Origin of the sequence: Paenibacillus sp. PL91 (assembly GCF_012935325.2) — a bacterium.
Lineage (GTDB): Bacteria > Bacillota > Bacilli > Paenibacillales > Paenibacillaceae > Pristimantibacillus.
Genome location: NZ_JABBYG020000002.1, coordinates 529871 through 551049, shown reverse-complemented (window position 1 = coordinate 551049; position 21179 = coordinate 529871). Strand labels below are relative to the sequence as shown.

Sequence of the window (21179 nt, the reverse complement as noted above, 5' to 3'; positions counted from 1 at the left end):
GATGAAAAAGAGAATTAGATTGCGGACACTGTTGTTTGGAGGGGTAATGACCCTCCTTTTTCTCATTTTAATAAGCAGAATTTATTTCGTGCAGGTAGTAGAAGGCGCCAAATATTTTGAACTGGCGAAAAAGAGATGGTCGGCTGCAGAGGAGATTGTCGCTAAACGAGGCACGATTGCCGATCGCGATGGAAATGTGCTTGCAATGGACACGATTACCTATAATGTTTCCGTGAATCCAAAGGTCATCAATGAAGAGGGGCTAACGGAAGACATTATCGACGGCCTGCATGAAATACTTGGCATTTCGAAGGAAGAGCTTCGGAAAAATGTGACCGCCAAAAAGGAAGATGGGACTTATGTTGTTAATCGGGAGATGCGTAAAGGCGGCTGGCAAATCGACAAGACAGTGGCCGATAAAATTAGAGCGTTCCGCGAAGAATTGTCCAAAGAAAAGAAGGTAACTGGTGTCGGTATTGATTTAGCAGAAAGCTTAAAACGCTATTATCCTAGAAAAACTTCAGCTGCGCAGCTGGTTGGATATTTGGACCGAGACGGCGCAGCAATGACTGGCATTGAGGCTTCTTTCAACAAACAGCTGACCGGCACAAATGGCTTTATCAAGTACGAGAAGGACGGGAAACGCGTTCAGCTCGCCGAAGGTGAAGTGGAATTTCAGCCTGCTAAGAACGGCCAAAATGTTAATCTGACAATCGATAGCGAAATTCAGCATTACGTAGAGGAAGCGCTGCAAGAAATTGTGAAGGAGTATGCGCCGAAAAGCGCGACAGCTATTGCTGCCGATCCCAACACGATGGAAATTTTGGCAATGGCAAATACGCCGCAATATGATCCGAATGAATTTTGGAAAAACAATTCGAACTCCTACAATCATGCGATCAAATCATTATACGAGCCAGGCTCAACGTTCAAAATCGTAACGCTGGCAGCGGCAGTTGAGGAAGGCGTCTTTAATCCGGATGAAATGTACAAATCAGGCCAAATCAAAATTAAAGGCATACCAAGGCCGATTCGTGATATTAAGCGAGAGGGCTGGGGAACCATTTCGTTTCTAGATGGCCTGAAGTATTCCAGTAACGTGGCGTTCGTCAAGCTGGGATACGAGAGATTAGGAGAGCAAAAGCTGAGAGATTATTATACGAATTTTGGCTTCGGCCAAAAAACAGGCATACAGCTAGGCAGTGAGCTTTCAGGCTCTATTCGCTTTCAATATGCAAGCGAGATTGCCAATGCGACATTCGGGCAAGGGGTTTCAGTTACGCCTATTCAGCAGGTTGCGGCAGTCGCTGCTGTAGCGAATGGGGGCAAGCTCCTTCAACCGCAAATTGTGAAAAGCATAACGGACCCGACAACAAAAACGACTAAAACGATTGAGCCGAAGGTCGTTCGCCAAGTGATCTCCGAGGAAACATCGCGTAAAGTCGGCGAATACTTAGAGCAGGTCGTATCCGATCAGGACAAGGGTACCGGTAAAAACGCGTATATCGAAGGCTACCGGGTAGCGGGAAAAACAGGTACAGCACAAAAGGTTATCAACAACGAATATTCCGCTACGAAGTTTGTAGTCTCCTTCATCGGCTACGCGCCGGTTGATAATCCGAAAATCGTCGTATATATCGTTGTCGATGAACCAAATGACCCCCTCGTGGGGGGAGGCAAGGTTGCGGCTCCGGCGTTTAAGCAGATCGTGCTGAAGAGCTTGCGCAAAATGGGCGTAGCGCCGAATTACCCGACGGATACGAACGATTTGAAAAAGGAAGTGTCAATAACGGTTCCTGAGCTAACGAAGCTTCAGGTTGCTCAGGCTAAAGCAGAATTAAAAGCAAAAGGAATGACTTTTGAACTGGTCGGGAACGGAAAGACCGTTTTGCAGCAAATCCCAGCAGGAGGTTCTTCCGCTCATCCCACTCAGAAAATATATTTAATTACAGAGCAGCGAGAGAAGCTAGCCATTCCGGATTTGAAGGGCGTGTCGCTGCGCGATGCGCTTGAAATCACCTCGCTGATCGGCATTCGTCTTATTCCGGACGGGGAGGGCTTTGTCGTATCCCAGAAGGAGGAGACGTTGAATAACGTAAGAGTATTGAAGGTTACACTCGCTCCGCCGCTTAGCAAAGATGGGGAACAGGATGCGGCTGATCAAGGATCAGATTCAGAAGCGGCAATCAAGGAGGGGGATAGCGACGACCCTCAGACGGATGAATCTGGCGGTGCAGGTTCAGCAGCAGGTAAAGGTGAAGGTGAAGCAGCCGATTCCAATGCCAATACGAACGCAACAGGCGAGTAATCTATAATTGAACACGGACGAAGGCGGCTGCCTTCGTCTAAAGCTTGTTCTATCCTCCGCTTGTCCCGAATAATCTGGGAATGAGCGTCATTGAGCGCTCCTTCGAAACAGTCAAGCGGAGGGGGAACAAGTTATGAAGGTATCCAATGTGACGGTCAGACGACGTTTGTTTATCGTACTTATATTGGCAGGGATCTCATTCCTCGCCTTGTGTATCAGGCTTAGCTATGTACAGCTGTGGCAGGGCGAGGAACTCGCAAATAAAGCGGAAAATTCTTGGAGACGCGATATCCCGTACGTCGCCAAGCGAGGCGAGATTGTGGACCGCAACGGGATACAGCTGGCCTACAATGTCAGTTCGCCTACGGTCTACGCGATTCCCGTACAGATCAAAGATAAGCAGGCTGTTGCCGCTGCACTGGCGCCGCTGCTCGACATGTCGCAGGAGAAGTTGTTCACTAAAATAAAAACAAAAAGCATGATCGTTAAGCTCGGGCCTGGAGGCCGGAAAATCACGCTTGATAAAGCCGAGCAAATTCGTGCTTTAGGTCTTCCGGGCATCGTCGTCGCCGAAGATAATAAACGCTTTTATCCGTATGGCAGCCTAGCCGCACATGTCCTTGGCTTTACGGGAATCGACAATCAAGGCTTGACGGGCATTGAAGCAAAATATAACACAGAGCTTAGCGGCATAGGCGGCAGCGTATCCTTTCTATCGGACGCAGCAGGCAGGCAAATGCCGAATTCCTCGGATACATATGTTGAGCCGAAGGACGGGCTTACGATGCAGCTTACGATCGACAAACAAATACAGACGGTTATGGAGCGAGAGCTTGATCAAGCGATGACGAAGCTGCAGCCAAATGGCATTATCGCAATTGCAATGGACCCAAATAATGGGGAAATTCTCGGGATGGCAAGCCGTCCCACCTATGAGCCGGATAAGTACCGCGAGGTGCCTACAGAGGTTTACAACCGCAACCTGCCGATTTGGATGACATACGAGCCGGGCTCCACCTTCAAAATCATAACGCTAGCCGCTGCTTTGGAGGAGAAAAAGGTTGATTTAAAAAACGAGCGTTTCTTCGATCCAGGCGCCATCGAGGTTGGCGGAGCAAGGCTTCGCTGCTGGAAAAAAGGCGGCCATGGCAGCCAGACTTTTCTGGAAGTTGTTGAGAATTCGTGCAACCCCGGCTTTGTAACGCTCGGCCAGCGACTTGGCAAAGAGAAATTATTCGATTATATTAAAAACTTCGGCTTTGGCACGAAGACAGGCATCGATATTGGCGGTGAGGAGAATGGCATTTTGTTCAAGCTCAGTCAAGTCGGTCCTGTAGAGCTTGCTACGACAGCCTTTGGTCAAGGGGTATCGGTTACACCGATTCAACAGATTACAGCGGTATCTGCTGCCATTAATGGCGGTACGCTATACAAGCCGCATGTAGCGAAAGCTTGGATTAACCCGGAAAGCGGCGCGACCGTTGAGACCGTGAAATCGGAGGCTGTGCGGAAGGTCATTTCCGAGGAGACGTCAAAGCAAGTGCGTGAAGCGCTTGAGAGCGTAGTAGCCAAAGGAACAGGCCGCAATGCTTTCATCGACGGCTACCGCGTAGGCGGCAAGACAGGTACGGCCCAGAAGGTTATCAACGGCCGATATTCGCCGAATGAGCATATCGTTTCCTTTGTCGGCTTTGCACCTGCAGATGACCCGCAAATCGTCATCTACGTAGCGGTAGACAATCCGCAGGGGATTCAGTTCGGGGGCGTTGTAGCGGCTCCAATCGTCCGAAATATTATGGAGGACGCGCTGAATATTTTGGAAGTTCCGGCTCGTGAGAAGCAGATTGACCGGATCTATAAGTACGGCGAAACGCCAATCGTAACCGTACCTAATCTGGTTGGCAAAACGGTGTCCGATTTATATGAGGATCTGAACATGAATTTTAATCTAACATCCGCAGGCTCGGGAAAAACGGTTATACGACAAGCTCCTGCTGCAGGAACCCGGGTCGATCGCGGCTCCACGATTCGCATCTATTTAGGCGAAGAAGATAATATATCCCACTCCCATTGACTATAATGGTAGTTAACGAGGGTGCTGAGGGCGGCTTATCGTTACTCCGTCAGCGCTTAAGGGAGGAGTGGGGCAGATGCGTTTAAAGGATGTTACGGAGCTGCTTGCAACCGCGCGGCTCATAGGCGATGGGGAAACGGAATGGAACGGCATCGAAACCGATTCAAGATGCATCAGCGAGGGTCAATTGTTTATCTGCCTGCGAGGACATACAGTTGACGGACATTTGTTTGCGCCTCAGGCTGCCGCAGCCGGCGCAGCCGCACTTATTGCGGAGCGGCAGCTGGATTTGCCTGTTCCACAAATTATTGTTAGGGACTGCCGGCTTGCAATGGCTGTTATTGCTAATTATTATTATGCCTATCCAAGCCATGCTTTGAAATTAATTGGGGTAACGGGTACGAACGGCAAGACAACAACAACGTATTTGATTGAGCAAATTTTAAATGATCAGAATAGGCCTACCGGAGTGATCGGCACAATCGAGCGTCGTTATGCTGGCTTATCGTTCCCGATGACGAGCACGACCCCGCAGACGCTCCAGCTGCAGCGTTATCTCGGCGAAATGCGCGATGCGGGCACGCAATATTGCGCGATTGAAGTATCCTCTCACGCACTTGAGCAAGGGCGGGTGAAGGGCTGCCGCTTTCGGACGGCAGTATTTACAAATCTTACGCAGGATCATTTGGATTATCATGAAACGATGAGCCGTTACGCGGCTGTTAAAGGATTGTTTTTTTCGAGGCTGGGAAACGAGTATGCCGCACAGGAGAGAGAGCGCTCGTACGCCGTCCTTAACGCGGATGACGACGCTGCAGCAGAGTACGCGGAGCTGACTGCATCGGAGGTTGTAACATACGGCATCGATAAGGAAGCGGATGTTCGCGCCTCAAACATTCGGATTACGGCGCAGGGCACGACCTTTCATGTTCATACCTTCCGGGGAGAGACGGACGTTACGCTGCAAATGGCCGGCAAGTTCAATGTATACAATGCGCTTGCCGCTATCAGCGCTGTACTGCTTGAAGGGGTGGAGCTGGAGGCGATTGCGGGTAGCCTAAGCGCGATTCCCGGCGTTCCTGGACGGGTGGAGGCTGTTAATGCCGGGCAATCGTTCGCGGTGATCGTCGATTATGCGCATACGCCCGATGGTTTGGAAAATGTGCTGCGAGCCGTCCAGCAGTTTGCCGAGAAACGAATCATATGCGTATTCGGCTGCGGAGGCGATCGGGATCGGTCGAAGCGGCCGCTAATGGGAAGCATTGCAGTCAAATATGCAGACTACGCCATTATTACCTCCGATAATCCGCGCACGGAGCCGCCGGAGCTTATACTTAAGGATATTGAGGATGGACTTATAAAAGGTAAAATCGATCCTTCCACATATGAATTACTTGCTGATCGCAAGGCCGCAATTCAAAAAGCGGTTGAAATGGCAAGCCAAGGCGATGTAGTATTGATTGCGGGGAAAGGTCATGAAACCTACCAAGATATTAACGGAGTCAAGTATCCATTTGACGATCGAAAAGTAGCGAAAGAAGCGATAAGGGGAATCATACATTGATTAAACGTACGATCAAGCAAATTGCCGAGATGAGCGGCGCAAAATGGAATGGAAACAATAAGGAATTAATGATATCGGGTGTAACGACTGACTCGCGGCATGCTGCTGCTGGCCAGTTGTTCATCCCGCTTGTTGGCGAGCAGTTCGACGGGCATGCTTATTTGGAGCAGGCTGTTCAAAACGGAGCCGTTGCAGCGCTCTGGCAGAAGGGGCGCGAGGTGCCGGAATCGCTTGCCGATGTGCCGCTTCTTATCGTAGGAGATACGCTCGTCGCGCTGCAGCGGCTCGCTGCTGCCTACCGCAGCGAGCTCGTTGTGCGCGTTGTTGGCATTACAGGCAGCAACGGCAAAACAACGACAAAGGATATGACGGCTGCTATACTTGGAACCACATATAAGGTTCACAAGACGGAAGGCAACCTGAACAATCATATTGGCTTGCCGTTGACGGTTCTTCAGCTTGAGGAGGATACGGAGGTAGCGGTGCTTGAGATGGGAATGAGCGGCTTCGGCGAAATCGAGCTGCTTACGAAGATTGCCCAGCCTGATGCCGCGGTCATTACGAACATTGGCGATGCTCATCTTCTGCATCTGGGCTCAAGGGCAGGAATTGCCAAAGCGAAGCTGGAAATCGCTCTTGGCCTAAGCGAGGATGGCCTGCTGCTTTATAATGGCGACGAGCCGCTGCTCGAAACCGAGCTTGGACGCTCCGTGCTTCCGGCGGGCATCGTGCGCAGAACATTTGGATTAGCTGCCCATAACGAATGGTCGGCAGACGATATCGTCATAGAATCGGAAGCAGCGTCTTTTACTGCGGTTTATAACGGAACGCCTAGCGGGTTGGGAACGATCCGCATACCTGTACCCGGCCAGCATAACGTGAGCAACGCGCTTGCCGCGATCGCCGTTGGCCGATTCTTCGGCGTCCCGGCTGCAAAAATCATTGAAGGCTTGAGCGATTTGAAGCTGACGGGGATGCGTATTCAGCCCGTACGAGCTTTCAATGGCGCGATGATTTTGAACGATGCTTATAACGCTAACCCTACAGCCGTGCGCGCGGCTATTGATCTCGTTGAACAATTGGATGGCTTTACTCGCAAATGGATCGTGCTTGGCGACATGCTGGAGCTTGGGCCGGAGGAGCAGGCGCTGCACTTCGAGGCAGGGGCTTATATAACGCCAGGCAAAGCGGATGCTGTTCTAACTTTTGGACCACTGGGACAGCATATCGCGCAGGGTGCGAAATCGCGTTTCCCGACTGCATCCGCAAGCGATGTCGTTCGCCATTTCGAAGAGAAAGAAGAGCTTGCGCAGTGGCTGCGCAATCAGCTGCAGCCGACGGACATCGTCCTTATAAAAGGTTCTCGCGGCATGCGGATGGAACAGATTGTCCAAGCTTTGGAAGTGGGGTGAGGAAATGGACATGATGGTCATTTTATTTTCAATAGGCGCCTCCTTCTTGCTAGCGGTTTTGCTCGGGCCATTGTTCATTCCGCTGCTTCGCCGCTTGAAGTTCGGTCAGCAAATCCGTACGGAAGGCCCTCAAAGCCATTTGAAAAAAAGCGGTACGCCAACGATGGGCGGCATCATCATAATGTTTGCGCTCATGATCGCCTTTTTGAAGTTTTCCGATAAAACGGCGGAGTTTTGGGTGCTGCTGACTGCATCGCTTGGCTTTGGCCTGGTTGGCTTTTTGGATGATTATATTAAAATTGTATTCAAAAGATCGCTTGGCCTCACTGCTAGACAGAAGCTGTTCGGCCAACTGCTGTTTTCCATTATCGTGTGCGCGATGCTCTACAATATGAATCACAGCACGGAAATTACGGTGCCGGGTACAGGCTGGGGCTTTGATCTAGGCTGGTTTTATTACCCGCTAGTCGTTATTATTATGTTTGCTGCGAGCAATTCGGTTAACTTCACCGACGGGCTTGACGGTCTCCTGGCGGGTACAAGCGCGATTGCCTTTGGCGCTTTCACAGTTGTTGCGCTGCAAACGTCGGCTCATGAATCGGCCGTGTTCTCTGCGGCAATGGTAGGTGCGGTGCTTGGCTTTCTCGTATTTAACAAGCATCCGGCGAAGGTGTTCATGGGTGACATGGGCTCGCTCGGCATTGGAGGCGGGATTGCGGCAGTAGCCATTTTAACGAAGACAGAGCTTCTGCTTATTATTATTGGCGGCGTTTTTGTAATTGAAATGCTATCGGTTATTTTGCAGGTAGGCTCCTTCAAGCTAAGAGGCAAACGTATTTTCAAAATGAGCCCCATCCACCATCATTTTGAGCTGGTTGGCTGGTCCGAATGGAAGGTTGTTACCGTGTTTTGGCTCGTTGGATTAGTGCTTGCAGCAATTGGGCTGCTATTTGTAATATAATGGAGAGAAATGTTGCGAACAAGCGGCTGCCAATTTATTTGGGGCCGCTTCATGTATCCATAGAAGGGACTGTCAGTTATGAATCATCCGGCATCTTATCAAGGCCGCCGAGTTGTCGTATTAGGCTTGGCTAGAAGCGGGGTTAGCGTAGCGAAAGTATTTCACCAATTAGGCGCTGATGTCGTTGTGAACGATATGAAAGCACGCGAATTATGCCCCGAAGCGGACGAATTGACTGCTTTGGGCATTTCTGTGCTGTGCGGTTATCATCCAGACGATCTGATAACGGAGGATACCGCGCTATTGATTAAAAATCCCGGCATACCTTACTCATCTCCGCCTGTGCTTCGTGCGGGGGAGCTGGGCGTTGAAGTGATCACAGAGGTAGAGGCGGCCTATTGGCTTTCTCCTGCCCCAATCATCGGCATAACAGGCTCAAACGGCAAAACGACGACGACGACCTGGATCGGTGAGATTTTAAACGCAGCTGGCTTGAAGCCCATCGTCGCGGGTAATATTGGCCGTCCGCTATGCGAAGCGGCCTTGGAGGCAACGCCAGACCAGTGGATAGTTGCTGAGCTAAGCAGCTTTCAGCTAAAAGGCACAAGCGATTTCCGGCCCCATATTGCGCTGCTGCTAAACATTGCGGAGACGCATCTGGATTATCATGGCGATATGGACGACTATGTCAATTCCAAGGCAAAGCTGTTCGACAACCAGACCGAAGACGATGTAGCGGTCATCAATTGGGATGACCCGGAGTGCAGAGCGCTATCCGAGTTTCTAATTGCTCAGCAGCTGCCTTTTTCTCTTTACGAGCGGCTTGATGCAGGAATTTATATTGAACCCCCCTACGAGCTGGACGTAATCGATTCGCTGGAGCAAGAAACGGCTAAAAATAGACAAATCGTATTCCGCCAGGGAGAAGAGATGGAAATCACGATTTTGCCTGTCTCTGAGCTTGGTATTCCAGGCCGTCACAACGCGGCTAACGCGCTTGCTGCGATAGCGGCATGTTTGGCTGCCGGAGTTGCTCCGGATCAGCTTATAGAGCCCTTGCAGCTATTTAGAGGGGTAGAGCATCGGCTGGAGTTCGTTCGCGAAGTGAATGGGGTCAAATATTATAATGATTCCAAAGCGACAAATCCGGTTGCGACAACGATGTCGGTTCGCTCCTTGTCGGCGCCGATTGTGCTTGTAGCGGGAGGACTCGACCGGGGATCCGATTATATGGAGCTGGTGCCTTTATTCCGCGACCGCTTGAAGGGTCTGGTCGCTCTAGGCGAGACTAGGGAGAAGCTTTCCCGCGTAGCTGAGCTTGCAGGTTTAGGTAAGGTGGAAATCGTCGAACCTAATGAGGACGCCGAGTCCGTCCTAAAACAAGCGGTGAAGCAAGCTGCAGCAATGGCTGAGCCTGGCGATATCGTGCTATTGTCGCCTGCCTGCGCAAGCTGGGATATGTTTGCTTCGTATGAGCAAAGAGGGCGCATTTTTAAAGATTCGGCGCATACCTTGTAAGTAGGGGGCATGTCCCTACTTTCCCATGCTAAGAGGTGTGTTCGCTATGGCCAAAGCGCGTTCTGCCCCGGATATTTGGATGTTGTCTGCAATTGGGCTCATTCTCGCGATCGGGTTGATTATGGTATACAGCGCTAGTGCAGTGCTAGCTTTTCATGAATTCGGCGATCGTTTCTATTTTGTGAAACGTCAGGTTATATTTGCCGCTTTAGGTATTGGTGCGTTACTATTTACAATGAACACGCACTACACCGTATGGAAAAAATGGGCGCCGATGGCTTTGATTGTTTGCTTTGGATTGCTATTGCTCGTTCTAATACCCGGTATCGGCGTCGTTCGCGGCGGTGCCCGCAGCTGGCTTGGCATCAGCTCCTTCGGTATTCAGCCGTCGGAATTTATGAAACTGGCTATGATCTTGTTTCTGTCGAAATGGCTTTCTGAGAAGCAGCAGACGATCACGCAATTCACGAAGGGACTAATGCCGCCGCTTGGTTTGGTTGGACTAGCCTTTGGCTTAATTATGCTGCAGCCTGATCTAGGTACTGGTGCGGTAATGGTAGGGGCATCTTTATTGCTTATTTTTACTGCCGGCGCTAGAATGGCTCATTTGGGCGGCTTGGCGCTAGTCGGTGTTGCTGGATTCATCGGACTGATTTTAGCAGCGCCATACCGCTTGCAGAGAATTACGTCTTTCCTTGACCCATGGGCTGACCCGCTTGGCGGAGGCTATCAGATTATTCAATCCCTGTATGCGATCGGACCCGGCGGATTAGTAGGGCTTGGCCTTGGAATGAGCCGTCAGAAGTTCAGTTATTTGCCTGAGCCGCAAACGGATTTTATTTTTTCTATATTAGCCGAGGAGCTCGGTTTTATTGGCGGGGTTACGCTTATCTTGTTATTTTTAGTTGTCGTTTGGAGAGGCGTACGTGCGGCTATCGCCGCACCGGATACATTTGGCAGCTTGCTTGCTGTTGGGATTACCGGTATTGTCGGCGTGCAGGTGCTCATTAATATTGGCGTCGTCATCGGCATGATGCCCGTAACGGGCATAACGCTGCCGCTCGTCAGCTATGGGGGTTCATCGCTTACGCTTCTTTTAACAGCACTGGGTATTTTATTGAACATCTCTCGTTATTCGAGGTGAGGTTGGATGCTTTATCGGAGTGGCATGAGCTTTTTATCGAAAATAATGAAATTAACTGTCCGGCTTCTGAATGGTTTGCGGCTCCTGTTCGGCGGCTGCGGCTATTCAAGCCGGATATTGCTGTCGATAGGAATGGCTGGAAAAGGATAGACCCACACGCGAAAAGTACAGGCAATTCCCGGCGGCACGAAGCAGCTGCGGGTATTGTCTGATTTGTATAAACGGCTCTGCTCCAAAACAAAAGGCTGCAGCAATTGTTGCAAAGGAATAAGGCTCCTTCCGAGCCAGGATAACTGATTGTTCAATATGGGCCATTGTCACACAAGAGCCTATAAGGGCATAGGATACACTATATTCGTGACCGTCGCCCGAAAGGAGCGGTTATTGCAACTAAATGATCCGGCTGCAGCGTTTTTGAGCTAGCATTCGGAGAGCAGCGAATGGATTTCATTATCCTTTATTCAGCAAGTCATGTGCATACGACCGGGTTTTGCATTGCAAATCCCAAGCTATGCTTACGAGGCAGGCTTTGCCCTGCAATCCTTAAGGAGGTTCAACTAATGGAAGCATTTAAGGCGGAATTGGAACAAGCCAATCTTGGCGAAGTTTTGTACAACGAACCGCTCTCGAACTATACAACATGGAAAATCGGCGGTCCCGCTGATATATTAATCCTCCCTCGAAGCAAAGAAGAATTAGTCTCTGCGGTTCGTTTGGTGCAAAAGCATCAGATGCCGTGGACTAATTTGGGCAGAGGCTCTAACATGCTGGTGAGCGATAAAGGCATTCGCGGTGTTGTAATTAAACCGCACAGAGGGTTAGATTACGTGCGATTTGAAGGATCGCTAGTCATAGCTGGCGCTTCGTATTCTTTAATAAAGCTATCAGTCATGGCGGGTAAGGAAGGTCTGACCGGGCTTGAGTTCGCGGGGGGAATTCCAGGCACGGTAGGCGGAGCCGTCTATATGAATGCTGGCGCGCATGGATCGGATGTGTCACGTATTTTTAAGTCAGCTGATATTGTTCTGGATACAGGAGAATTGGTTCGCTACGAACGAGATGACATGCACTTTTCTTACCGTCATTCTATTCTGCAAGAGCAAAAGGGCATCGTCGTTGAGGCGACCTTTGAGCTGGCAGAGAAGGATAAGAAGGAAGTCCTCGCAGAAATGGCTTCTTACAAAGAGAGAAGATTGAGAACGCAGCCGCTTCAGCTTGCAACTGCAGGCAGCGTGTTCCGCAATCCGCCTAATGATCATGCCGCTAGACTTATTCAAGAGGCAGGACTCAAAGGTGAACGACTCGGCGGGGCGCAAGTATCGGAGCAGCACGCCAATTTTATCGTAAACACCGGGCAAGCAACAGCTGAAGACGTTCTCGCCCTCATGACTCATATACAAAGCACCGTTCAGGACCGCTACGGCATCCTGCTGGTGCCGGAAGTATTGGTGGTGGGTGAGCGGTAATTCGGAGGTGATACATTGGACAAATTGGTGATTGAAGGTGGGAAACCTCTCTCAGGAACCATAGTTATCCAAGGAGCGAAAAATGCCGCTTTGCCGATTCTGGCTGCCAGTCTGCTGGCCGAAGGCACAACAACGATTGATCATGTGCCTGAATTGCTGGACATCGATGTCATGCTGAACATTTTGCGCGAATTAGGATGCCGCGCCGAGCATTCGGGAGGAACCGTAGTGCTGGATACTGAAACTGCACATACCTCTCACGTGCCGGAATCGTTAATGAGACAGATGCGCTCTTCTATTTTTCTAATGGGGCCTTTGCTAGCTAGGTTTGGAGAGACGCAGGTTTACCTGCCTGGGGGCTGTGCAATTGGTGAGAGAAAGATCGATCTTCATTTAGAGGGCTTGAAGGCGCTTGGGGCAGAGATCGAAGAATTCGGCAACCGTATTATATGCCGTGCGGACAAATTGCTGGGCGCCGATATTCATTTAAGTTTTCCAAGCGTTGGAGCAACAGAAAACATTATGATGGCCGCTGCTTTGGCGGAGGGCCGAACTACAATTAGCAACGCCGCACGTGAGCCGGAGATTCAAGATTTGCAGCGTTTTCTAAATGCGATGGGCGCGAAGATTATGGGTGCCGGAACCGACACGATAACGATAGATGGGGTACAGTCGCTAACACCATGTCGTTATAAAGTCATTCCCGACCGTATAGTAGCTGGGACGATTATGGTAGCTGCCGCCGCGACACGCGGTCATGTAACGCTCCAAAATACGCAGCCGGCCCATTTATCCTCATTGATTCATGTTCTGCGCAGGGCAGGTGTTCAAATCGTTGTCGACGGTGATATAATTAAAGTTGGCAGTGCAGCCAGACCCAAAGCGGTTGAGAGGATTGTAACCTCTCCATATCCGGCTTTTCCTACCGATTTGCAGTCTCAGGTTATGGTGCTGCTTACGCTTGCTGATGGTGTAAGCGTATTGAAGGAAACGATTTTTGAAGGCAGACTAAAGCATGTGGATGAACTGTCGCGCATGGGCGCCGACATTCGCGTGGATATGAATGCCGCATTCATTCGTGGTGTGCCAAGGCTTTATGGAGCTACGGTGGAGGCGACAGACCTGCGAGCGGGCGCAGCCCTAGTCATTGCGGGTCTAGCAGCGCAAGGAAAGACGGTCGTAGAGCAAATCCATCACATCGACCGCGGCTACGAGAAAATCGAAACGATGTTATCTAGGCTGGGTGCGCGCATTTCGCGATATTCTCCGGTGCCTAATAACTAATACTATGCGCATGAGCTGCAAGATAGAAACAGCCGGTACCCTATTGATGCAAAGCGAAAGCTGAAGCATAGAGGTTAGCCGGATGTTTTTTGGGGAAAGAAGGGACAAGTTATGAGCTCGCAGATGCCTGTACTGAAGGAACCTAATCGAAAGCGAATGGGCAGCCGAAAGCTGTTAACCATACTTATTCTATTGTTTGTTGCTCTGCTGGCGGTATTATTTTTTAATTCTTCCATAAGCAAGGTTTCCGAAATCCAAATTGAGGGTACAAGATTTGTTACGCATGAAGAAATTGGCAAGGCAGCTGCGATCTTGGTTGGCGATGCGTTCTTCCGCACTTCATCCTCGACGATCAAAGAAAGAGTTTTGACGCTGCCGCAAGTAAATGATGTGAAGGTTACAAAGGTATTTCCTGGTCTTCTTAAAATTGCAGTGGAGGAGTTTCCGGTGGTTGCCTTCGAGCTTTCCAAGCAAGGGGAAATGACAGCGCTCTTGTCTAATGGCACAACCGTGGAAGCCGACAGCGACGTTATGCAGCTTGTGGACAAGCCGGTTCTGTCTGGCTGGACCGACGATAATCCAGTCAAGGCAGCATTAACGACACAGCTCGGCAAGATAACGACTAAGCAGCTCTCTGACCTTTCGGAGATTATCCCTTATCCTTCATCGGCTTATCCTGATCGCATAAGGATATATACACGAACGAAATTTGAAGTGGTCACAGCCGTTTCTGTGCTTACGGAGAAGATTGAAGCGCTGAATGCAGTTATCGAGACACAGGAGCCAGGCAAAATCACGATGCTGCTTGCGGATACATATGTACCATTTCAGAGCGAAAGTCTAGAAAATATGGACGCTGATCAAAAAGAGACTACTCAATAGCTTCAAAGAATGGTAGAATTTTATTTATCGCATTTATACTCGATGAGGCTGGATAACATTAGGAAATATAGAGTACTGCAAGGGGCGGGACTCGACAAAAAGCGAAAATACTACGAAAATTTTGTTGAAAAAAGAGGGAAAATATTAAAGGCGTTGAATAAGTAGGAAGACCTTGAACAAGTGAAATATTAATTTTTATTTGAAACGGAGGTGCCGCAGGATGAGCAGTAACGACATCATCGTCAGTTTGGACATCGGTACATCCAAAGTTCGTGCTATTATTGGTGAAGTGAATAATGGAGCCATTAATATTATTGGAGTTGGATCAGCCGACTCAGAGGGTATTCGCAAAGGAGCAATTGTAGATATTGACCAAACCGTGCAATCGATCCGAAATGCAATTGAGCATGCGGAGCGCATGGTAGGCATTCAAATATCAGATGTTTACGTAGGAATTCAGGGCAACCATATCGCACTGCAGACCAATCGTGGCGTCGTTGCAGTATCCAACGAGGATCGTGAAATTGGGGAAGAAGATATTGAACGCGTACTGCAAGCAGCTAAAGTTGTAGCGCTGCCGCCAGAGCGTGAAATTATTAATTTGGTGCCGAAACAGTATTTAGTTGACGGTTTGGAAGGTATTTCCGACCCACGAGGTATGATTGGAGTGCGTCTCGAAGTGGAGGCGACCATCGTCACGGGGACGAAGACTGCGATACACAACCTTATGCGTTGTGTAGAGAAAGCAGGCCTTCGTATTTCTGGTGTCATTTTGTTATCATTAGCGTCAGGTGTTGTATCACTGACCAAGGATGAGAAATCGATGGGCACTGTACTAACGGATATTGGAGCGGGCTCATGCACGATCGCGATTTATGATCAAGGCGGACTTGCTGCTACATCAACGCTGCCAATCGGCGGCGAATATGTAACGAACGATATCGCTTACGGCTTGCGTACACAAAGCGATCAAGCGGAGAAAATTAAACTGAAATACGGATGCGCGAACGTGCTCGACGCGGCTGAAGATGTGAAGTTTAAGGTTACTCGCATGGGCAGCAATGTGGAGAAGGAATTTTCGCAGGTTGACCTTGCAAGCATTATTGAACCGCGCATGCAAGAAATTTTCCATCTGGTTCGCCAAGAAGTACGTCGACTCGGCTATGGGGATAAGGTTAACGGCTATGTCTTAACCGGTGGCTCCGTTTCGATGCCAGGAACGCTCGCTTTGGCCCAGACAGAGCTGGAGTCTTCCGTCAGAATCGCATTGCCTGATTATATCGGAGTAAGGGATCCGGCATTCAGCAGCGGAGTTGGCATGATCCAATACGTGTCGAAATATATGGGAGCTCGAGGAACAGGAGCAGTGAAGAAAACGGCAAGCCGCAAAGCAAGTCCAGCAGCTTCAACGAAACCCGGTATGTTCGAGCGGATCAAAAGCATGTTTAATGAATTTATTTGAAAATATAAGATAATATAAGATTCACCTCTATACGATGCTTATATTTTACCGCGAAACGTTGCTGTATAGATCACTGATACTATCAGCAGTTTACGCTTGACTGGGGGAAAATGAAGATGTTGGAATTCGACTTTGAGCTTGAACAACTTGCTCAAATTAAAGTAATAGGTGTAGGCGGTGGCGGCAGCAATGCCGTTAACCGTATGATCGAAAATGGTGTTAAAGGCGTCGAATTTATTACGGTAAATACCGACGCACAAGCGCTGCACTTGGCTAAATCCGAGCATAAGCTGCAAATCGGCGACAAGCTGACACGCGGTCTTGGTGCCGGTGCTAATCCAGATGTAGGCAGCAAGGCTGCTGAGGAATCCCGCGAAATTATTATGAACCAGCTTAAAGGCTCGGACATGGTATTCGTTACCGCTGGCATGGGCGGCGGAACAGGAACAGGCGCAGCTCCGGTAATAGCTGAAATTGCCCGCGAATGCGGTGCATTGACAGTTGGGGTTGTCACGCGTCCGTTTACCTTTGAAGGCCGCAAGCGCTCGGGACAAGCTGAGCTTGGCATCGAAGCGCTTAAAGAAAAGGTAGACACGCTGATCGTAATCCCAAATGACCGTTTGCTTGAAATCGTAGACAAGAAGACTCCGATGCTGGAAGCGTTCCGCGAAGCGGATAATGTGCTTCGTCAAGCGGTACAAGGCATCTCCGATCTAATCGCCGTACCGGGTTTGATCAACCTTGACTTTGCAGACGTGAAGACGATTATGACAGAACGCGGATCTGCTTTGATGGGTATCGGTATCGCAACTGGCGAGAACCGTGCTGCTGAAGCGGCGCGCAAAGCAATCATGAGCCCGTTGCTTGAAACATCGATTGACGGCGCTCGCGGCGTTATTATGAATATTACAGGCGGCAGCAACCTTTCACTTTATGAAGTGAATGAGGCGGCTGAAATCGTCATTTCGGCATCTGATCCGGATGTGAACATGATTTTTGGTGCTATCATCGATGAAGATTTGAAGGATGAAATTAAAGTAACCGTTATTGCAACGGGCTTTGAGCATAAATCGGCTGCAGCTCGCCGTATTCCGCAGCAACAGCCAGAAGCTACGGATACAAGACAAGCAGGCAATGCTAATCCGGTTAAGCCTTTTGGTTCTAGCAATACATCTAGTGATCAACTAGAAATTCCTGCATTCCTTCGCAATCGCCCTCGCAGCGATCGCTAGAGCTTTATTATTTACGCCTCACCTGTTATAGGGTGGGGCGTTTTTTTTTATGTCATAGGGGGCTCATAGCTGTCGTAAGCGCATATTGGTGCTTACGGGGATAGTAACAAATTTCACCCTGCAAGCACCTATATGCGCATACAGGGTAAGATCGTCGTGTGGAGCATGGTCGAATGTCAGCCGTAAGCGCAAATATGTGATTACAGCTACAAATTTGCGCTGTCTACAAAGATGCAGATAATGACGTTTGTTGTTCGGGGTTTATTTTGTAGCATCGAATCCTTTTTGTACCGTTGCCCGCAGGCAGCATTTGTTTTTGTACCATGCTCTGCAGCAGCTTTTGAGCATCTCTTTTTTTGATTTTTAAAAGCGCAATTACGTCTGCTGGACGAATAGGATGCTCCAAACGGGATGAATATTTTAAAACCTCCAGCTGCAAAAAATTCTCTGCACTAGATTCATTCTTTTTTCCAATCAAGCTCTTACCCATAAATTGTTGAAGCAGCTGCTGGCATATGCGAGGTTTTTCTTTTATGTCGTCATACGAGAAGCGTAAGATTTTCCAACCGTCGAGAATAAGATGGTTCTGGCGCATTAAGGAATCAGAAAACTGCCAGCGAGTCATTTCTGCTGGATGTGTGAGAAAGCCATTGATTTCAATGGCGAGCTGCAAGCCAGCCTTTAGATATGCAAAATCCAAAAAAACGGGTGCCGTCACGGAAGCAGAAATTTCATACTCAGGATACAACCCGCTCAGCCCCATAAAGGCTGGATACCATACCGTTTCTAAAAAATGTTTTTCTGCATGTCCAAGACCTTGCTCGAGTCTTCGCCTGCTCTCTCCCTTACGTGAATTCAGATTACCTCCAGCCAGCGTTCGTAGACCGATCCAAACGACAAAAGAATCAACTCCCTCCAGACTAAAAATCCGCATACTTCAGCAATCTACGTATCCGTGGTGGAAAGTGCTCTTTACTGCGTTACATCGGTGTTTCGATCGATAATCTATCTCTGAAGATGGTAAAAGCATACCTCTTTTGAATAGAGGTGTTTCATAACTATATATCTTTGATTCGAAGCGTACTATTTTTCCAAACAAAATTACGGGCGGTTTTTATACAGCTACTCGACAAAAAAAGATATGTCATGCTGTCATGAATAGACAGACTTTGAAATAGGATTTTAATATACTAGTCTCAATCGTTCTCCCGGGAGCCGGCTGCAGGCCCGTTTACCGCCAGTGCAGGAAGGTGACCGAAGTGGCTATTTATGTGGATGTTATGTTTTTGCGAGAGCTGCTTGTTGATGGTGCTATTCTATTAACTTCCGCATGGGCCCGTCATCTAAAACCACGACCTTGGCGGGTGTTATTGGCTTCTGCTGTCGGAGCTTGTTATGTCGTTTTGATGCTTTTTCCACAATTATCCTTTTTATTTACATTAGCCGTAAAAATCGGGATGTCGCTTTTGATGGTGTGGATTGCTTTTGGGTTCGCGTCCATTCAGCATTTTTTGAGAAATGTGGCGGCATTTTATGCGGTTAACTTTGTTGCCGCCGGTGCGGTGCTTGGGCTCTATTATTTGTTCATGCAAGGGTCCGGCGAGGTTTGGAGGACGATTACGTTCGTAAACGGCAGCATGCGCGTGGAGCTCAAGATGGGACTGTTTTATTTAATTGCTGCGTTTTGTATCGGACTGTATATATACCGTACCGTATTGACGCAAAAACGAGAAAGGGAGCTGGTGCACACTCATCTAGCTGAAGTCAAAATTACTATTGGAGATCGTATTCAAACCTGCGTTGGCCTGATTGACACCGGCAATCAGCTCTATGATCCGTTAACACGAACGCCGGTCATGGTGATGGAAGCTTCCTTATGGCAAGATGATTTGCCCGAATCGTGGTTGAATAGCATACGAGATGCACAAGTGGATCGTCTTGTAGCGGGAATGGATGAACAGCCCTTCGTGTGGCAGGATAGGCTTCGTCTCGTTCCATTCAGAGGTGTCAACCGAGGGTCACAGTTCATGCTAGCGATAAAGCCGGATGCAGTTGAGATTACTAGGGAAGGACAAGTATTTGAAACGCGGAAGGTGCTTATCGGGCTTGACGGCGGAAAGCTAACGTCTGATGGGGCATATCGAGCCATTATCCATCCGTCTATGGTACAACAATAAAACCGTATGCTCATACAAACGAGGAGGGATGGGCCAGATGCTCGTCAAGTACAAATTGATCCTTCAGTTATATTATTATCGCATTATGTTTTTATTCGGATTAAAAAGCGAAGAAATTTATTACATCGGTGGTAGTGAAGCGCTTCCACCTCCATTGACACGTGAAGAGGAAGAATATTTGCTGGAAAAGCTGCCTACGGGCGATACGGCTATTCGTGCAATGCTTATTGAACGAAATTTAAGGCTTGTCGTATATATTGCCCGTAAGTTTGAAAATACCGGCATTCATATTGAAGATCTCGTATCGATTGGCGCGATTGGTCTCATTAAGGCGGTAAACACCTTTGATCCGGAAAAAAAGATCAAGCTTGCGACTTACGCCTCGCGTTGTATCGAAAATGAAATATTGATGTATTTGCGTCGCAACAGTAAAACCCGTACAGAAGTATCCTTCGACGAACCGCTTAACATTGATTGGGACGGCAATGAGCTGCTTTTATCCGATGTGCTCGGTACGGAGAACGATACGATTTATCGTAATATCGAAGAGCAGGTGGACCGCAAGCTGCTCCATAAAGCGCTGGATAAGCTCTCGGAGAGGGAGCGGATTATTATGGAGCTTCGCTTCGGGCTTGCCGATGGCGAGGAGAAAACGCAAAAGGATGTGGCTGATCTTCTTGGCATTTCGCAGTCGTATATTTCGCGCCTGGAGAAGCGGATTATAAAAAGACTTCGAAAAGAATTTAACAAAATGGTGTAAGGCCGCACCACGCTTGCGGTTGTCGAACGATGTCGCAATAGGAATAAAAAGACCACCCAAGGAGATAATGTACATTAATGTTTCTCCTTGGGAGGTAATCACGTTGACCCGAAATAAAGTCGAGATCTGTGGAGTGGATACCGCGAAACTGCCTGTCCTAAATAATGTCGAAATGAGAGAATTGTTTACGGCATTGCAAACCCGCAACGAGTGGGCAGCAAGAGAGAAATTAGTAAACGGCAACCTACGGCTAGTGCTTAGCGTTATACAACGGTTTAACAATAGGGGAGAGTTTGTGGACGACTTGTTCCAAGTCGGCTGCATCGGACTTATGAAGGCGATAGATAATTTCGACCTTGGCCAAAACGTCAAATTTTCCACCTATGCCGTACCGATGATTATCGGGGAAATACGCCGTTACTTGCGAGACAATAACCCGATTCGCGTATCACGAAGCTTGAGGGATATTGCCTATAAGGCGCTTCAAGTCAGAGATAGCTTGACGAACAAAAATTCACGCGAGCCGACGATCTTTGAAATATCTGAGGCGCTGAATGTTCCGAAGGAAGACGTCGTTTTTGCGCTTGACGCCATCCAGGATCCGGTTTCTTTGTTTGAACCGATCTACCATGACGGCGGCGATCCGATTTATGTAATGGATCAAATTAGCGACGAGCGGAACAAGGATGTATCGTGGATCGAAGAAATCGCGCTTCGGGAAGCGATGCACAAGCTGAACGACCGTGAAAAAATGATCTTGTCCATGCGTTTCTTTGAAGGAAAGACACAAATGGAAGTAGCCGATGAAATCGGCATCTCGCAGGCGCAAGTTTCGCGCCTTGAGAAGTCAGCCATTCAGCAAATGCAAAAGCATGTTAAAACATGAGTTGAAACTAGAAAAACGGTGCCGCGAGGCACCGTTTTTTTGTACGTAT

The 21179-nt window shown here is 48.8% G+C and carries 17 protein-coding genes; 15 read left to right on the top strand and 2 right to left on the bottom strand.

From position 1 onward, the window contains the following. The first annotated feature begins 1 nt into the window (after position 1). From HI950_RS07965 to spoVE, 7 genes are all read left to right on the top strand, one after another. On the top strand, positions 2 to 2308 hold the full coding sequence (locus tag HI950_RS07965; protein ID WP_169083317.1) for a penicillin-binding transpeptidase domain-containing protein: 2307 nt from the start codon (positions 2 to 4) through the stop codon (positions 2306 to 2308). Between the two features lie 133 nt (positions 2309 to 2441). Then, the gene (locus HI950_RS07960) at positions 2442 to 4382 is read left to right on the top strand and encodes a stage V sporulation protein D (RefSeq protein WP_169083316.1); all 1941 of its coding nucleotides are present in this window, start codon (positions 2442 to 2444) and stop codon (positions 4380 to 4382) included. Positions 4383 to 4458: 76 nt separating this feature from the next. Beyond that, a complete protein-coding gene (locus HI950_RS07955; RefSeq protein WP_169083315.1) occupies positions 4459 to 5946 on the top strand; it encodes a UDP-N-acetylmuramoyl-L-alanyl-D-glutamate--2,6-diaminopimelate ligase in 1488 nt (495 codons plus the stop codon). Next, the gene (locus HI950_RS07950; protein WP_169083314.1) at positions 5943 to 7358 is read left to right on the top strand and encodes a UDP-N-acetylmuramoyl-tripeptide--D-alanyl-D-alanine ligase; all 1416 of its coding nucleotides are present in this window, start codon (positions 5943 to 5945) and stop codon (positions 7356 to 7358) included. The genes HI950_RS07955 and HI950_RS07950 overlap by 4 nt, the downstream gene beginning before the upstream one ends. Before the next feature lie 4 nt (positions 7359 to 7362). Continuing rightward, a complete protein-coding gene (gene mraY, locus HI950_RS07945) occupies positions 7363 to 8319 on the top strand; it encodes a phospho-N-acetylmuramoyl-pentapeptide-transferase (RefSeq protein WP_169083505.1) in 957 nt (318 codons plus the stop codon). 78 nt (positions 8320 to 8397) lie between these two features. Beyond that, complete coding sequence (murD, locus tag HI950_RS07940) at positions 8398 to 9837, top strand: UDP-N-acetylmuramoyl-L-alanine--D-glutamate ligase (RefSeq protein WP_169083313.1); 1440 nt, start codon at positions 8398 to 8400, stop codon at positions 9835 to 9837. Between the two features lie 46 nt (positions 9838 to 9883). Then, the gene (gene spoVE, locus HI950_RS07935; protein ID WP_169083312.1) at positions 9884 to 10981 is read left to right on the top strand and encodes a stage V sporulation protein E; all 1098 of its coding nucleotides are present in this window, start codon (positions 9884 to 9886) and stop codon (positions 10979 to 10981) included. A gap of 101 nt (positions 10982 to 11082) precedes the next feature. On the opposite strand, the gene HI950_RS07930 is transcribed toward spoVE, so the two are convergent. After that, positions 11083 to 11244 (bottom strand): hypothetical protein, encoded by a 162-nt coding sequence (locus HI950_RS07930; RefSeq protein ID WP_169083311.1) that lies wholly within the window; start codon positions 11242 to 11244, stop codon positions 11083 to 11085. 297 nt (positions 11245 to 11541) lie between these two features. Between HI950_RS07930 and murB the strand changes: the two genes are divergently transcribed. From murB to ftsZ, 5 genes are all read left to right on the top strand, one after another. Then, positions 11542 to 12447, top strand: a complete 906-nt coding sequence (gene murB, locus HI950_RS07925) for a UDP-N-acetylmuramate dehydrogenase (protein WP_169083310.1) — start codon at positions 11542 to 11544, stop codon at positions 12445 to 12447. Between the two features lie 15 nt (positions 12448 to 12462). Continuing rightward, entirely contained in the window at positions 12463 to 13731 is a 1269-nt protein-coding gene (gene murA, locus HI950_RS07920; protein WP_169083309.1) for a UDP-N-acetylglucosamine 1-carboxyvinyltransferase, read from the top strand. A 111-nt stretch (positions 13732 to 13842) separates the two neighbouring features. Next, the gene (locus HI950_RS07915) at positions 13843 to 14613 is read left to right on the top strand and encodes a cell division protein FtsQ/DivIB (protein WP_169083308.1); all 771 of its coding nucleotides are present in this window, start codon (positions 13843 to 13845) and stop codon (positions 14611 to 14613) included. A gap of 220 nt (positions 14614 to 14833) precedes the next feature. Next, a complete protein-coding gene (gene ftsA, locus HI950_RS07910) occupies positions 14834 to 16075 on the top strand; it encodes a cell division protein FtsA (protein ID WP_169083307.1) in 1242 nt (413 codons plus the stop codon). 116 nt (positions 16076 to 16191) lie between these two features. Beyond that, on the top strand, positions 16192 to 17307 hold the full coding sequence (ftsZ, locus tag HI950_RS07905) for a cell division protein FtsZ (protein ID WP_169083306.1): 1116 nt from the start codon (positions 16192 to 16194) through the stop codon (positions 17305 to 17307). Positions 17308 to 17530: 223 nt separating this feature from the next. Here the strand turns inward: ftsZ and HI950_RS07900 are convergent, their stop codons facing one another. Beyond that, the gene (locus HI950_RS07900) at positions 17531 to 18055 is read right to left on the bottom strand and encodes a DNA-binding response regulator (protein ID WP_169083305.1); all 525 of its coding nucleotides are present in this window, start codon (positions 18053 to 18055) and stop codon (positions 17531 to 17533) included. A 511-nt stretch (positions 18056 to 18566) separates the two neighbouring features. On the opposite strand from HI950_RS07900, the gene spoIIGA reads away from it, so the two are divergent. The 3 genes from spoIIGA to sigG all read left to right on the top strand — a co-directional run bounded on the left by spoIIGA (position 18567) and on the right by sigG (position 21130). Then, positions 18567 to 19484 carry a sigma-E processing peptidase SpoIIGA gene (gene spoIIGA, locus HI950_RS07895; RefSeq protein ID WP_169083304.1) on the top strand — a complete coding sequence of 306 codons (918 nt, stop codon included), beginning with the start codon at positions 18567 to 18569 and terminating at the stop codon, positions 19482 to 19484. A gap of 37 nt (positions 19485 to 19521) precedes the next feature. Continuing rightward, positions 19522 to 20244, top strand: a complete 723-nt coding sequence (sigE, locus tag HI950_RS07890) for an RNA polymerase sporulation sigma factor SigE (RefSeq protein ID WP_053375506.1) — start codon at positions 19522 to 19524, stop codon at positions 20242 to 20244. 103 nt (positions 20245 to 20347) lie between these two features. Beyond that, positions 20348 to 21130: an RNA polymerase sporulation sigma factor SigG gene (sigG, locus tag HI950_RS07885; RefSeq protein WP_056638991.1), complete on the top strand. Its 783-nt coding sequence runs from the start codon at positions 20348 to 20350 to the stop codon at positions 21128 to 21130. Positions 21131 to 21179 lie beyond the last annotated feature (49 nt).